Here is a 12834-nt window from a genome sequence, read left to right on the forward strand (position 1 = left end):
GGTAATCTTGTTGCACCACAGAAATCGCGGGAGCAGCCGCCTTGGATCGTTTCTTTGGCCTCGCCCAGCGCGGGACCACACCGCGCCAGGAAGTTCTGGCCGGCCTCGCCACCTTTCTCACCATGGCCTACATCGTCGTCGTCAATCCTGGGATGATGGCGGCGGCCGGCATCGACCATGGCGCCGCCTTCGTCGCCACCTGCCTGGCGGCGGCGATCGGCTCCACGCTGATGGGCCTGCTGGCCAACTATCCGATCGCCCTGGCGCCGGGCATGGGGCTGAACGCCTATTTCGCCTTCGCCGTGGTCGGCGGCATGGGCGTGCCCTGGCAGGCGGCATTGGGCGCGGTGTTCATCTCCGGCATGATCTTCTTCGCGGTCTCGGTCACCGGCTTCCGCGAGTGGCTGATCAACTCCATCCCGCTTTCCCTGAAGCTCGGCATCGCCGCCGGCATCGGCTTCTTCCTCGGGCTGATCGGCCTGCGCGGCATGGGGCTGGTGGTGGACAACCCGGCGACGCTGGTGGCCATGGGCTCGCTGCACCAGCCCGCCACGCTGCTCTCCTGCCTCGGCTTCGTGCTGATCGCCGGCCTGGTGGCGCGGGGCATCACCGGGGGCATCGTCATCGGCATCATCGTCACGGCGCTGCTCGGCATTCCCTTCGGCCTGACCGAGTTCCAGGGCATCTTCTCCATGCCCCCTTCGCTGGCGCCGACCTTCCTGCAGATGGACCTGGCCGGCGCCCTCGGAATCGGCCTGGTCGGCATCGTCTTCACCTTCTTCATCGTGGACCTGCTGGACAATGCCGGCACGCTGATCGCCACCACGCACCGCGCCGGGCTGATGCGGAAGGATGGCTCGGTGCCGCATCTCGGCCGCGCGCTGATGGCGGATTCGGGCGGCGCGATGATCGGCGCCGTGCTCGGCACCTCCACCACCGTCTCCTATATCGAGAGCGCGGCGGGCGTGCAGGCCGGCGGCCGCACCGGGCTGACGGCGCTCACCGTCGCCGTGCTGTTCCTGCTGACGCTGTTCCTGGCGCCGCTGGCCACCTCGATCCCCGGCTTCGCCACCGCCCCGGCGCTGGTGCTGGTGGCCTGCCTGATGGCACAGGGCCTGCGGGATATCGCCTGGGAGGAGCCGACCGAATACCTGCCGGCCATCGTCACGGCGCTGGCCATGCCCTTCACCTTCTCGATCGCCTCAGGCATCGGGGTGGGCTTCATCGCCTTCGCGCTGGTCAAGCTGGTGGCCGGGCGAGGCCGCGAGGTGGGCGGCGCGGTCTGGCTGATCGCCGCCGCCTCCGCGTTGCGCTTCTATCTGGAGACCTGAGGCCGGGGCGGTCCACCTGCCTTTTCGGCCATGCAAAAGCCCGGGGGAAGTCTTCCCCCGGGCTTCTTGCTGTCCGCGATCCGCCCCGCGGGCCGGGGCGGCATGCTCACTCAGTCCGTCGCCTCCGCCAACTCCAGCAGGGCGCGGCCGTCGCGCCGGGCGCGGGCCATCTGGGTGCCGCCGCAACGCGGGGCGCCGAGCACGGTGCTGTCCGGATTCACCACCTGCAGCTTGGCCTCGACGCGGCAGACCAGCTTGATGGAGGTCGGACCGCCACCGTTCCAGCGGCGCAGGGCGTCGGCCCAGTTGCCGGCGGCCTCGTATTGCTGGCGCAGGTAGCGGGCCGCCCAGTCGGCGGATTTCTGCGGGTCCAGCGGCCAGTCGCTGCCGCGCGGGGCATGCACCTGGGCATTCACCTGCACGCAGCCGGCCATTACCGATTGGCGTGCCGAGGCGCCGGTCAGCAGCCGTCGCGCTTCGGCGCGGGAATCGGGATAATAGGCACGGCCGCCGATGTTCAGCGCATGCGCGTGCAGCCCGGACTCGGCCAGGGCAACCGCCACCAGCAGCCCGTCGGGCAGGTCATACCTCGCCTCGGCCGCGCGGACGGCGTCGAGGCAGGCTGAGCGCGGCCCGGCCATGGCAGGGCTGCTCATCAGAAGCGGCGCTCCGAACAGGAAGGCGCCGATGGCAAGCCCCAGCCACCGTGATGGCGGCATCTGCTTTCGGGGGCGTGGTGTGTGGCCTCTCGGGCGAGGCGGGAAGGCGCTCCTTGCCTCTTGGCAGTGGAACGCCGCGGGGCGTGGGTGGCGCGGGTGCGCCACCCTGCGGATCGCGGGCGTCATACCCTTCCGCTAGCACAGGCTTCTCCGCGGGGGGAAGCAAAACCTCCCCCGGCCCTTCGCGGGGATCGCCTCAGGCGATCTCGCGAACCAGCTTGGCGCGCAGGGCGCGGGCGAAATCCGGCCGGCCGCCGGCCTCCATCACGAAAGCGCCCGGGCCGCCGATCACCTCGGCGGCATAGCGCTCCGAAAGGCCTGGGTTCGCCTGCTCGATGGCCAGGGCGTTGATGGTGACGCCGGCTGCCACCGCGGCGTCCCGCGCCGCCGGGGCGGGGCGCCGGCTGCGCATGTCCGGTGCGTCGCCGGAGAGGTCGATCACCCGCCGGGTGGCCTCATAGGGCACCCGCTCCAGCAGGGCCGCCGCGTGCTCGATGGCGTCGCCGATGGCGTTCCAGCTCTGGCGGGAGCGCGGCGCCTCCCGCAGCGCGGCCGCCAGGAGGGCGGCACTCGCCGCGTCCGTCACCCGGTGCCAGGGCACCACCGTCTCCGCCCCGCCCGGCGCGCCCCATTCCACCAGGGTGATCGCGATGGCGCCGACCAGTCCCCCGGTGATGGCGGCGAGCACCGCCGGATGCGTCACCGCCTCGGCGCAGCCCTCCCGCTGCAGGCGGAACTCCCCGGGGCTGATGCTGCCCGAGGCGTCCACCGCCAGCACCAGCGCCACGTCCACCGGCGGGCCGGCGGCACGGAGCGGGCGGGCGGGCAGCAGCGCCGGCGCGGCGAGGAGGGGCGCGGCGAGGAAAGGGCGACGTCGCATGTGGGCGCTCCCTGCATTGGGCCGATCCAGCCTCCGGTGCCGGCGCGGCACGGGTCAAGCGCAATCTCGGAACCGCCCGGACGGCGGGCAGGGCTGACGCGCGCTTGGGCAGATGCGCCGCAACTCGGGATGGCGGCCATGCTTTGATCGGCTGCAGGCGCCTTGCGCCGGACCCGTGTGCCTTGCTCAACTCGTCACATCGTTGTTCCCTGGGCGGTACCCTTGCGGGACCAAGGCCCTGGCCGTGCAGGGCGACACGTTGCGCAACCGTCGAGGATGCCGGATCTGAACGTGGCCGATCGCCCCGCCTCCGCTTTCGATGAGATGAACGCCGATGGCGGCATCCGTCCCCCCTATGCCGAAATGGCCCGCTTTCTCGAGGCAACCGGCCAGGCCGCCCTGGAGCAGAAGCGCCGCGAGGCGGAAGTGCTGTTCCGCCGCATCGGCGTCACCTTCGCCGTCTATACCGAGGGGGGCGACCCGGAGCGGCTGATCCCCTTCGATGTCATCCCCCGCATCCTCTCGCGCGAGGAATGGGAGCGGCTGGCCCAAGGACTGGAGCAGCGTGTGCGGGCGCTGAACGCCTTCCTGGCCGACGTCTATGGCCCGCAGGAGATCATCAAGGCCGGCCGCATCCCGGCCGAGCTGGTGCTGGAGAACGAGGGCTACCTGCCTGAGATGGTGGACTTCACCCCGCCGGGCGGGGTCTATACCGTGATCTCCGGCATCGACCTGGTGCGCACCGGCCCGGACCAGTTCTACGTGCTGGAGGACAATTGCCGCACCCCCTCCGGCGTCTCCTACATGCTGGAGAACCGGGAGGCGATGCTGCGCCTCTTCCCCGGCGCCTTCGCCCGCCACCGCATCGCTCCGGTCAGCCACTATCCCGAGGAGCTGCTGGAGACGCTGAAGAGCATCGCCCCGCCGAACTGCCCGGGCGACCCCAAGGTCGTGGTGCTGACCCCCGGCTCCTACAACAGCGCCTATTACGAGCACTCCTTCCTGGCCGATGAAATGGGCGTCGAGCTGGTGGAGGGGGCCGACCTCTTCGTGCGTGACAAGGTCGTCTACATGCGCACGACCGCCGGGGCGCAGCGGGTGGACGTCATCTACCGCCGCATCGACGACGATTTCCTCGACCCCGAGGTGTTCCACCCGGATTCCGTCCTCGGCGTGCCGGGACTGATGGCCGCCTACCGCGCCGGCAACGTATCCCTGGCCAATGCGCCCGGCGCCGGCATCGCCGATGACAAGGCGGTCTATCCCTATGTGCCGGAGATGGTGCGCTTCTATCTGAAGGAGGAGCCGATCCTGGCCAATGTCCCCACCTTCATGTGCGAGCGCGAAGCGGATCGCGACTACGTCCTCGCCAATCTCGACAAGCTGGTGGTGAAGCTGGCGCGCGGCTCGGGCGGCTACGGCATGCTGGTCGGCCCGCATGCGACGGAGGAGCAGCGCGCGGATTTCGCCGCCCGCATCCGTGCCCGCCCCGGCGACTATATCGCGCAGCCGACCCTGGCGCTCTCCACCGTGCCGACGCTCTGCGAGGACGGCGTCGAGCCGCGCCATGTGGACCTGCGGCCCTTCGTGCTGTTCGGCCGCACCGTGCGCATGGTGCCGGGCGGGCTGACCCGCGTGGCGCTGCGCAAGGGTTCGCTGGTGGTCAATTCCAGCCAGGGCGGCGGTACCAAGGACACCTGGGTGCTGGATGAGGCGCCGGATGAAGGGCCGGTTCAGTCGCAGGACGGAAGGGGCATGACCCAGGGGGACATGACTCAGAGCCTGGGCGGGATGACGCAGCGCATGACCGGGCCAGGGCCGGCGCCGGCCAACGACACCCGCGCCGGGGAGGGCTGAGGCCATGCTCTCCCGCACCGCCGACAGCCTGTTCTGGCTGGGCCGCTATTCCGAGCGGGCCGGCAATGTCGCGCGCGGCCTCGCCGCCACGCTCCGCATGGCGCTGCTGACCCAGGCGCTGAGCGGCGCCGAGAAGGAGTGGCGCGCGCTGATGGTCGCCGCCGGCTGCGAGCCGGGCTTTCGCGAGCGCCACCCGGGCATGCTGCAGGAGGACGCCGTCCACTGGCTGACGCTGGATCCGGCCAACCCCGCCGGCATCGCGGCCTGCATCGAGGCGGCGCGGCGCAATGCCCGCATCGTCCGCACCGCGCTCACCGTGGACATGTGGTCGGCGATCAACGACACCTGGATCGAGTTCCGCCGGCTCGATGGCAGCGCCATCCGCGGCGACCGGCTGCCGGGCTTCCTGGACTGGGTGACCTCGCGCACGCTGCTGTTCAACGGCGCTGCCGCCGACACCATGCTGCGCAACGACGCCTGGCGGTTCACCCATCTCGGCACCATCCTCGAGCGCGCCGACAACACCGCCCGCCTGCTCGACGCGCGGCACGCCGCCTTCGCCAAGGGCGCGGCGGCGGACGCCGCCTGCTACGCGCAGTGGCAGGCGGTGTTGCGCTCGGTGGCGGCGCTGCGCGCCTTCCAGCACGTCTATCACGCGCGGCTCGACCCGCAGCGGGTGGCGGAGCTGCTGATCCTGCGGCCCGAGCTGCCGCGCTCGCTGCTCGCCTGCTACCGCCGGGTGGAGCAGACGCTGCAGGCCATCGCCCTCGCCAATGGCGGGGCGCAGGGCGAGTGCCATCGCCTCGCCGGCGCGCTGCATGCGCGGCTGCGCTATGGCCGCATCGAGGCGATCATGGAGGGCGGGCTGCACGGCTTCCTGACCGGCGTGATCGACGAGAACATCCGCCTCGGCCAGGAGATCGCCGCCTCCTACCTGAACGGGCGCGCCGCATGACCTACTGCGTCGGGCTCTGGCTGGAGCGGGGGCTGGTGATGCTCGCCGATACCCGCACCAATGCGGGGGTGGACAACATCTCGACCTATTCGAAGATGTACACCACCGCCGTGCCGGGCGAGCGGATGCTCTGCATGATGGCGGCGGGCAACCTCGCCATCACCCAGGCGGTATGGAGCCGGCTGAGCGAGGGCGTGCTGCTGGAGGGGGAGAAGCAGACGCTGCACAGCGTCGGCAGCATGTTCCGTGCGGCGCAGCTGGTGGGCGCGGCGATCCGCGCCGTCTATGAGGCGGACGGGCCGACGCTGCGGGCGCAGGAGGTGGGCTTCGACGTCTCCATCATGCTCGGCGGGCAGATCGCCGGCGGGCCGCAGCGGCTCTATCTCGTCTATGCCGCCGGCAACTTCATCGAGGCGACGCCCGACACGCCCTACCTGCAGATCGGCGAGCACAAATACGGCAAGCCCATCCTCGACCGCGCGCTGAACCACCGCACCAGCCTGGAGGACGGCGTGACGCTCACCCTGGTGAGCATGGACAGCACGCTGCGTTCCAACCTGACGGTGGGCCTGCCGCTGGACCTGCTGGTCTACGAGGCCGGCAGCCTGGAGGTCCGCCTGCAGCGGCGGATCACCGAGGAGGAGCCCTATTTCCAGGACCTGCGCGAACGTTGGTCCGACGCCTTGCGCGAGGCCTACCGGCAGATGCCGGCGCCCGACTGGCTCTGACCGTTCTGCAACCCGGGAGGGTGGTTCCTGCGCCGTCTTCGTGCGTTGCGGGCAGTTCACGTCACGTCCGCGTGCTCACCCGTCCCGAAAGACGGCGAAATCTCACATCTCGCGCCAGGACACGCTACTCCGGTGAGGCCCCGCCTGCCGGGGCAGCCCGGATGCAGGAGAAGCTGAGCCGCGATGCAGAACGAAGCGCAGATGCCCTGGACCGCCAGCCATGCGTCCCGCGCCGCCGCCCGGGCGCCCGCCGCCTGGGGACGGCTGCGCCGCGCCGCGCGGCTGCTGCCGCTGTTGCTGGCGGCGCCGCTGATCTCCGCTCCGCCGGCGGTGGCGAAGGAATCCTTCACCACCCTCAGCGCCTATTCCGCCAACAACCCGCAGCTGATCCAGCAGTTCGAGAAGTGGCTGGGCTGCCCTGTTTCGCATCTGATGGTCTTCACCGACCAGGCGACCTGGGAGGGCATCGGCTGGCCGCAATGGTTCATCGACCAGTTCCGCGCGCTGGACAAGCCGGTGCTGTGGTCGGTGGCGATGATCCCGCACCATTCGAGCCTGAAGGCGGCGGCGAGCGGCGCCTACAACCGCTACTACGTCACCGCCGCGCAGGCGCTGGCCAAGACCAAGCCCTGGCCGGACGGCACCATCAAGGTCCGCCTGGGCTGGGAGATGAACGGCGACTGGTTCCCCTGGGCCGCGCGCGGCAAGGAGAAGGACTTCGTCGCCACCTTCCGCCATATCGTCGATGCCTTCCGCTCCGTCTCGGACAAGTTCCGCTTCGAGTGGAACATCAACTACGGCGAGTCGATGGACCCGCTGAAAGCCTATCCGGGGGACGACTACGTCGACGTCATCGGCATGGACTTCTACTGGAAGCACCAGTACCTGCCGAGCGATCCGGTGAAGGCCTTCGAGACGATCCGCGACAACCGCTACGGCCTGCGCTTCATCGAGGATTTCGCGGCGAAGCGCGGCAAGCCCACCGCCTATTCGGAATGGGGCATCCAGGGCGACAATGCCGCCCCCTTCATCGAGCTGTTCCGCGACTGGGTCAGCCGGCACAACGTGCTCTACACCAACTACTGGAACCACGACGCCGACTACGAGGGGCAGCTCTCCAGCGGCCGCTGGCCAGCCAGCGAGGCGGCCTTCCGCGCGGCCTTCTGCCCGGTTCCCGGCAAGGCCGCCGGCATCGCCCGGAAGCCCTGAGGGGCGAAAATCCGGCGGGGCTTGTGCAGCCTTTCGCCCCGCCCACCTCTTTCAGCAACATGGCTGCGCCGCACCCGGAACGCTGGATCCGCGTCACCCCTGAGGGGCTCTATTGCGAGCCCGGGGATTTCCACATCGACCCGGCCCTGCCGGTGCCGCGCGCCGTGGTCAGCCACGGCCATTCCGACCACGCCCGCCCCGGCCATGGCGCCGTGCTCGCCACGCCCGAGACGCTGGCCATCATGACGGCGCGGCTGGGCGAGGGCCGGGCGGGCGAGAGCCAGGTGCCGCTGCGCTACCACGAGCCGCTGGTGCAGAAGGGCGTGCGCATCACGCTGGTGCCGGCCGGGCATGTGCTGGGCTCGGCGCAGGTGGTGCTGGAATGGGAGGGCAGCCGCCTCGTCGTCTCCGGCGACTACAAGCGCCAGCCCGACCCCACCTGCGCGCCCTTCGAGCCGGTGCCCTGCGACGTCTTCGTCACCGAGGCCACCTTCGCCCTGCCGGTCTTCCGTCATCCGCCGGCGGAGCAGGAGATCCGGCGGCTGCTGGAGAGCGTGGCGCTGTTCCCGGAGCGGGCGCATCTCGTCGGCTGCTATGCGCTCGGCAAGTGCCAGCGGCTGATCGCCACGCTGCGCCAGGCCGGCTGGGACCGCCCGCTCTATCTGCACGGCGCGCAGGCCAGCATGTGCGCGCTCTACGAGCGCTTCGGCATCGGCCTCGGCGAGCTGCGCCCGGTGCCGCGCCCGCAGAAGCGTGGCGAGAGCGTGCTGCCCGGCGAGATCGTCCTCGCGCCACCTTCCGCCGAGGCCAGCCCCTGGGCGCGCCGCCTCGCCGACCCGGTGACGGCGCTGGCCTCCGGCTGGATGCGCGTGCGGCAGCGGGCCAAGGCGCGTGGCGTGGAACTCCCCCTGATCGTCAGCGACCATGCCGACTGGGACGACCTGCTCGCCACCATCGCCGAGGTCGGCGCGCCGGAGGTCTGGGTGACGCATGGCCGGGAGGAGGCGCTGATCCACGCGCTCGCCGGGCGCGGGGTGCGCGGCCGCGCGCTGCACCTGCTCGGCCGCGACGAGGACGAGACGGCGGAAGACACCGCCGCGCCCGAGGACGCCGAGGCCACGGCATGAGCCTGCCCGCCTTCGCCGAGCTGCTGGAGCGGCTGGTCTTCACCCCCGGCCGCAACGCCAAGCTTGCCCTGCTGCGCCGCTGGTTCGCCACCCAGCCCGACCCGGACCGCGGCGTCGGGCTGGCCGCCATCGCCGGGGAGCTCGCCTTCTCCACCGCCAAGCCGGCCCTGGTGCGGGATTTGGTGGCGACACGAATAGATCCGGTGCTGCTGGCCTGGAGTCATGACTATGTCGGCGACTTCGCCGAGACGGTGGCGCTGATCTGGCCCGAGCCGCCGGCCCGCCCCAACCGCCTGCCGCCCGACCTCTCCGAGGTGGTCGAGGCGCTGGAACTGCTGCCGAAGGGCCAGGTGCCGGCGCAACTCGCCGAATGGCTGGACGTGCTCGACCCCGGCGGACGGCTGGCGCTGATCAAGCTGGTCACCGGCGGCCTGCGCGTCGGCGCCTCGGCGCGGCTGGCGCGGCAGGCGCTGGCGGAGTGGTCGGGGCAGCCGGTGGAGGAGATCGAGGAGGTCTGGCACGGCGTGCCGCCGCCCTACCTGCCGCTCTTCGCCTGGCTGGAAGGGCGGGGACCGCGCCCCGATCCACGTGACGCGCCCGTCTTCCGCTCGCCCATGCTGGCGCAGCCGCTGGAGGCGGCCGACCTTGCGGCGCTCGACCACGCCGCCTTCCGCGCCGAGTGGAAATGGGACGGGGTGCGCGTGCAGGCCGCCGCCGGGCCCGGCGGACGCCGCCTGTGGTCGCGCACCGGCGAGGACATGTCCGACGCTTTCCCCGAGATCCTGGAGGCGCTGGACTTCGAGGCGGTCGTGGATGGCGAGCTGCTGGTGATCCGCGAGGGCGTGGTCGCGCCCTTCGCCGACCTGCAGCAGCGGCTCAATCGCAAGGTCGTCGGCCCCAGGATGCTGCGCGACTATCCCGCCGGGCTGCGGCTCTACGACCTGCTCTTCGAGGCCGGCGAGGACCTCCGCCCGCTGCCCTTCGACGCCCGGCGCGAGCGGCTGGAGGCCTGGTTCGCCCGCACCCGCCCGGCGCGGATGGACCTTTCGCCGCAGGTTGCCTTCGCCTCGGCGGAGCAGCTCGCGGCGCTGCGCGAGGGTGCCCGCGCCGCCGGCATCGAGGGGCTGATGCTGAAGCGCGGCAATGCGCCCTATGTCGCCGGGCGCCCCAAGGGCCTGTGGTGGAAGTGGAAGCGCGCCCCGCTCGCGGTGGATGCGGTGCTGATGTACGCGCAGCGCGGCCACGGCAAGCGCAGCAGCACCTACAGCGACTACACCTTCGGCCTCTGGCGGCCGGACGGGCAGGGGGGCGAGGAGCTGGTGCCGGTCGGCAAGGCCTATTCCGGCTATACGGACCAGGAGCTGGTCTGGCTCGACCGCTGGATCCGCAACCACACCACCGGCCGCTTCGGTCCGGTGCGGGAGGTGGAGAAGGCATTGGTGCTGGAGGTGGTGTTCGACGCCGCGCAGCTTTCCAGCCGCCATAAATCCGGCGTCGCCATGCGCTTTCCGCGTATTTCCCGCCTGCGCCCGGACAAGCCCGCCGCCGAGGCCGACCGGCTGGAGACGCTGATGGCCATGGTGGAAGGCAGCGAGAATAACTTGACCTGAGCGGGAACCGCGCCGCGCCTGCGGCGTTGCCCCTGCGGAACCGCCCAGGGCGGGAATCGCAGGAGGGTGTCAATATGCTGAAATGGGCTTTGATTTTCCTGGTCATCTCCCTGATTGCCGGTGGTCTGGGCTTCACCGGCGTCTCCGCTGCGACAGGAAAGATCGCCAAGATCCTGTTCGCCATCTTCCTTATCCTGTTTGTCATCTTCCTGATCATGGCCCTGATGGGCGGCGCAGCCATCGCCTGAGCAGGCGCGGGTGCCCTGTTGACGGCGGGGCGCGCGCGGATTATTTCCGCCCGGCCCGGCGCCATTCGGCGCCCGGCAGGTGGGTGTGGCGGCCTTAGCTCAGTTGGTAGAGCGCCAGGTTGTGGTCTTGGATGTCACGGGTTCGAGTCCCGTAGGTCGCCCCAGTCCCACCCCTTTCCTGATGCATCGCCGGACATCGCCCTCCATGCTCTCCGTGGAGGCTCTTGCCGATGCCTGAAGCGCTGCACGTTGCTCTCAACGCCTTCATCGCGCTGCTGGTGATCCTGGACCCGCCGGGACTGGCTGTCCTGTTCCTCGGCATGACGCCGGACGACACGCCGGTGTCCCGCCGCCGGCAGGCGCGGCGGGCCGTGGGCATCGCGGCGGTGATCCTCATCGCCTTCGCCCTGTTCGGCGGCCTCGTGCTGCGCGCGATGGGCATCGGCATGCCCGCGATGAAGGTGGCGGGCGGCCTGCTGCTCTTCGTGCTGGCCACCAACATGGCGCTGGGCAACACCGCGCCGCGCGCCTCCTCGGAGGAGCGGCAGGCGGCGGCCCACGAACCGGACATCAGCGTCTTTCCCCTGGCGATTCCCCTGCTGGCCGGCCCCGGCGCGATGACCACCATGGTGCTGATGCGCCAGCAGGCCGGCGATGATCCCTGGCGGCTGGCCGGCGTGCTGGTGGCCCTGCTGGCCGCGCTGGCGGTCACGCTGGCGACGCTCTGGGCGGCGGTGCCGGTCGGGCGCCTGCTGGGCGCGACCGGCGGCCAGGTGGTCGGCCGCGTCCTGGGTGTGATCCTGGCCGCGCTGGCGGCGCAGATCGCGCTGGATGGCCTGCGCGCCAGCCTGTTCTGACGGAGGGCGGGGGCCGGGGTGACATTCTTCTCCCGCCGGCTCCTCCCGCCGGGCATCCCGGTGGGGTTCCGGGGGCGGCGCCCCTGGCCGGCTTCAGCTTCGCAGCCGGTCCAGCAGCAGCAGCGCGCCGCCCGCGATCAACCCCCAGAAGGCCGCCCCGATTCCGAACAGCGCCAGCCCCGAGGCGGTGGTGACGAAAGTGAGCACGGCGGGCAGCCGGTCCCGCTCATGCGCCATGGCGGCGGTCAGCGCGCCGCCCAGGCTGCCGAGCAGTGCCAGCCCGGCCACCGCCTCGATCAGCAGCGGCGGCGAGGCGGCGATGAAGGCGGCCGCGAAGCTGGCGCCAAGCCCGAGCAGCATGTAGCTGACCCCCGCCGCCGCCGAGGCGACCCAGCGCCGCGCCGGGTCGGGATGCGCGTCCGGTCCGGCGCAGAGCGCGGCGGTGATGGCGGCCAGGTTGATCGAATGCGCACCGAAGGGGGCGATCACCGCGCTGGCCGCGCCGGTGACGGAGAAGATCGGGCCCGGTTCCGGCCGGAAGCCCTGGGAGTGCAGCACGGCGAGGCCGGGCACGTTCTGCGAGGCCATGGTGACCAGGAACAGCGGCAGCGCGATGCCGATGGCGGCGCCGAGGCTGGGATGCGGCGTCACCCAGGCGAGGCGCGGCATGATCGCGCCCAGCGCGCCCTGTGGGAGAGGGGTAGCAAGCAGGATCATCGCCGCCGCGACCACCACGGCCACCGGCACGGCATAAAGTCGGGCGAAACGCCAGGCGAGCGCCCAGGCCAGCACCACCGGCAGGGCCAGGGCGGGCAGGGCGCCCACCGCGCGCACCGGCGCGAGGCAGATCTCCAGCAGCACGCCGGCCAGCATGGCGCTGGCGAGGCTGGGCGGGATGGCGGCGACGGCGCGGCCGAAGGGGCGCCACAGCCCGGCCAGCAGGATCAGCAGACCGGTGAGCATGAAGGCGCCCACCGCCACAGGGAAGCCGCCCTCCGGCGCGCCGGTGGAGACCAGCAGCGCCGCGCCGGGGGTGGACCAGGCAAGCACCACCGGCATCCGGTGGCGCAGGCTGAGCCAGAGGCCGAGCGCACCCTGCGCCATGCAGAGCGCCAGCAGGCCGGAGGCGGCCTCGGCCGGGCTGGCGCCCATCGCCGCGAAGCCCTGGAGCACCACGGTGAAGGAGGAGGCGAAGCCGACCACCGCCGCCAGCACGCCCGCGATCACGGGCTGCACCAGCCCTCCCTTCCGTTCCACCATGCGCTGACCTCTTCCGGCGACCTGGATGAGCGGGGGAGGGTAGCGTAATGTTG

At 71.4% G+C, this 12834-nt stretch carries 12 protein-coding genes and 1 tRNA gene; 10 read left to right on the top strand and 3 right to left on the bottom strand.

The window, feature by feature from the left end:
- The first annotated feature begins 41 nt into the window (after nucleotides 1–41).
- Nucleotides 42–1331 (top strand): NCS2 family permease, encoded by a 1290-nt coding sequence (locus QMO56_RS03675; protein WP_283523682.1) that lies wholly within the window; start codon nucleotides 42–44, stop codon nucleotides 1329–1331.
- 110 nt (nucleotides 1332–1441) lie between these two features.
- On the opposite strand, the gene QMO56_RS03680 is transcribed toward QMO56_RS03675, so the two are convergent.
- Together QMO56_RS03680 and QMO56_RS03685 are read right to left on the bottom strand one after the other, a co-directional pair.
- On the bottom strand, nucleotides 1442–1987 hold the full coding sequence (locus QMO56_RS03680; protein WP_283523683.1) for a transglycosylase SLT domain-containing protein: 546 nt from the start codon (nucleotides 1985–1987) through the stop codon (nucleotides 1442–1444).
- 259 nt (nucleotides 1988–2246) lie between these two features.
- The gene (locus QMO56_RS03685; protein WP_283523684.1) at nucleotides 2247–2930 is read right to left on the bottom strand and encodes a DUF1194 domain-containing protein; all 684 of its coding nucleotides are present in this window, start codon (nucleotides 2928–2930) and stop codon (nucleotides 2247–2249) included.
- Between the two features lie 324 nt (nucleotides 2931–3254).
- Here QMO56_RS03685 and QMO56_RS03690 point away from each other — a divergent pair, with 324 nt between their 5' ends.
- The 9 genes from QMO56_RS03690 to QMO56_RS03730 all read left to right on the top strand — a co-directional run bounded on the left by QMO56_RS03690 (nucleotide 3255) and on the right by QMO56_RS03730 (nucleotide 11521).
- Entirely contained in the window at nucleotides 3255–4787 is a 1533-nt protein-coding gene (locus QMO56_RS03690) for a circularly permuted type 2 ATP-grasp protein (RefSeq protein WP_283523792.1), read from the top strand.
- A gap of 4 nt (nucleotides 4788–4791) precedes the next feature.
- Entirely contained in the window at nucleotides 4792–5742 is a 951-nt protein-coding gene (locus QMO56_RS03695; RefSeq protein WP_283523685.1) for an alpha-E domain-containing protein, read from the top strand.
- Nucleotides 5739–6470, top strand: coding sequence for a peptidase (locus tag QMO56_RS03700; RefSeq protein ID WP_283523686.1), 732 nt, complete (start codon nucleotides 5739–5741; stop codon nucleotides 6468–6470). Before QMO56_RS03695 ends, QMO56_RS03700 begins: the two co-directional genes overlap by 4 nt.
- A 183-nt stretch (nucleotides 6471–6653) precedes the next feature.
- Complete coding sequence (locus QMO56_RS03705; RefSeq protein WP_283523687.1) at nucleotides 6654–7679, top strand: glycoside hydrolase family 26 protein; 1026 nt, start codon at nucleotides 6654–6656, stop codon at nucleotides 7677–7679.
- A 59-nt stretch (nucleotides 7680–7738) separates the two neighbouring features.
- Nucleotides 7739–8806 carry a ligase-associated DNA damage response exonuclease gene (locus tag QMO56_RS03710; protein ID WP_283523688.1) on the top strand — a complete coding sequence of 356 codons (1068 nt, stop codon included), beginning with the start codon at nucleotides 7739–7741 and terminating at the stop codon, nucleotides 8804–8806.
- Nucleotides 8803–10416, top strand: coding sequence for a cisplatin damage response ATP-dependent DNA ligase (locus QMO56_RS03715; RefSeq protein ID WP_283523689.1), 1614 nt, complete (start codon nucleotides 8803–8805; stop codon nucleotides 10414–10416). Before QMO56_RS03710 ends, QMO56_RS03715 begins: the two co-directional genes overlap by 4 nt.
- 74 nt (nucleotides 10417–10490) lie before the next feature.
- Nucleotides 10491–10664 carry a DUF1328 domain-containing protein gene (locus QMO56_RS03720; RefSeq protein ID WP_283523690.1) on the top strand — a complete coding sequence of 58 codons (174 nt, stop codon included), beginning with the start codon at nucleotides 10491–10493 and terminating at the stop codon, nucleotides 10662–10664.
- 88 nt (nucleotides 10665–10752) lie between these two features.
- Nucleotides 10753–10828, top strand: a tRNA-His gene (locus QMO56_RS03725).
- A 66-nt stretch (nucleotides 10829–10894) separates the two neighbouring features.
- Nucleotides 10895–11521 carry a MarC family protein gene (locus QMO56_RS03730; protein ID WP_283523691.1) on the top strand — a complete coding sequence of 209 codons (627 nt, stop codon included), beginning with the start codon at nucleotides 10895–10897 and terminating at the stop codon, nucleotides 11519–11521.
- A 93-nt stretch (nucleotides 11522–11614) separates the two neighbouring features.
- Here the strand turns inward: QMO56_RS03730 and QMO56_RS03735 are convergent, their stop codons facing one another.
- Nucleotides 11615–12781: a benzoate/H(+) symporter BenE family transporter gene (locus QMO56_RS03735; RefSeq protein WP_283523692.1), complete on the bottom strand. Its 1167-nt coding sequence runs from the start codon at nucleotides 12779–12781 to the stop codon at nucleotides 11615–11617.
- Nucleotides 12782–12834 lie beyond the last annotated feature (53 nt).

This window comes from Roseomonas sp. E05, from assembly GCF_030063475.1.
Lineage (GTDB): Bacteria > Pseudomonadota > Alphaproteobacteria > Acetobacterales > Acetobacteraceae > Pseudoroseomonas.

Coding starts and splice junctions, on each gene's coding strand:
- QMO56_RS03680 (WP_283523683.1), bottom strand. CDS start 1,987: ATGAGCAGCCCTGCCATGGCCGGGCCGCGCTCAGCCTGCCTCGACGCC.
- QMO56_RS03685 (WP_283523684.1), bottom strand. CDS start 2,930: ATGCGACGTCGCCCTTTCCTCGCCGCGCCCCTCCTCGCCGCGCCGGCG.
- QMO56_RS03690 (WP_283523792.1), top strand. CDS start 3,255: ATGAACGCCGATGGCGGCATCCGTCCCCCCTATGCCGAAATGGCCCGC.
- QMO56_RS03695 (WP_283523685.1), top strand. CDS start 4,792: ATGCTCTCCCGCACCGCCGACAGCCTGTTCTGGCTGGGCCGCTATTCC.
- QMO56_RS03700 (WP_283523686.1), top strand. CDS start 5,739: ATGACCTACTGCGTCGGGCTCTGGCTGGAGCGGGGGCTGGTGATGCTC.
- QMO56_RS03705 (WP_283523687.1), top strand. CDS start 6,654: ATGCAGAACGAAGCGCAGATGCCCTGGACCGCCAGCCATGCGTCCCGC.
- QMO56_RS03710 (WP_283523688.1), top strand. CDS start 7,739: ATGGCTGCGCCGCACCCGGAACGCTGGATCCGCGTCACCCCTGAGGGG.
- QMO56_RS03715 (WP_283523689.1), top strand. CDS start 8,803: ATGAGCCTGCCCGCCTTCGCCGAGCTGCTGGAGCGGCTGGTCTTCACC.
- QMO56_RS03720 (WP_283523690.1), top strand. CDS start 10,491: ATGCTGAAATGGGCTTTGATTTTCCTGGTCATCTCCCTGATTGCCGGT.
- QMO56_RS03730 (WP_283523691.1), top strand. CDS start 10,895: ATGCCTGAAGCGCTGCACGTTGCTCTCAACGCCTTCATCGCGCTGCTG.
- QMO56_RS03735 (WP_283523692.1), bottom strand. CDS start 12,781: ATGGTGGAACGGAAGGGAGGGCTGGTGCAGCCCGTGATCGCGGGCGTG.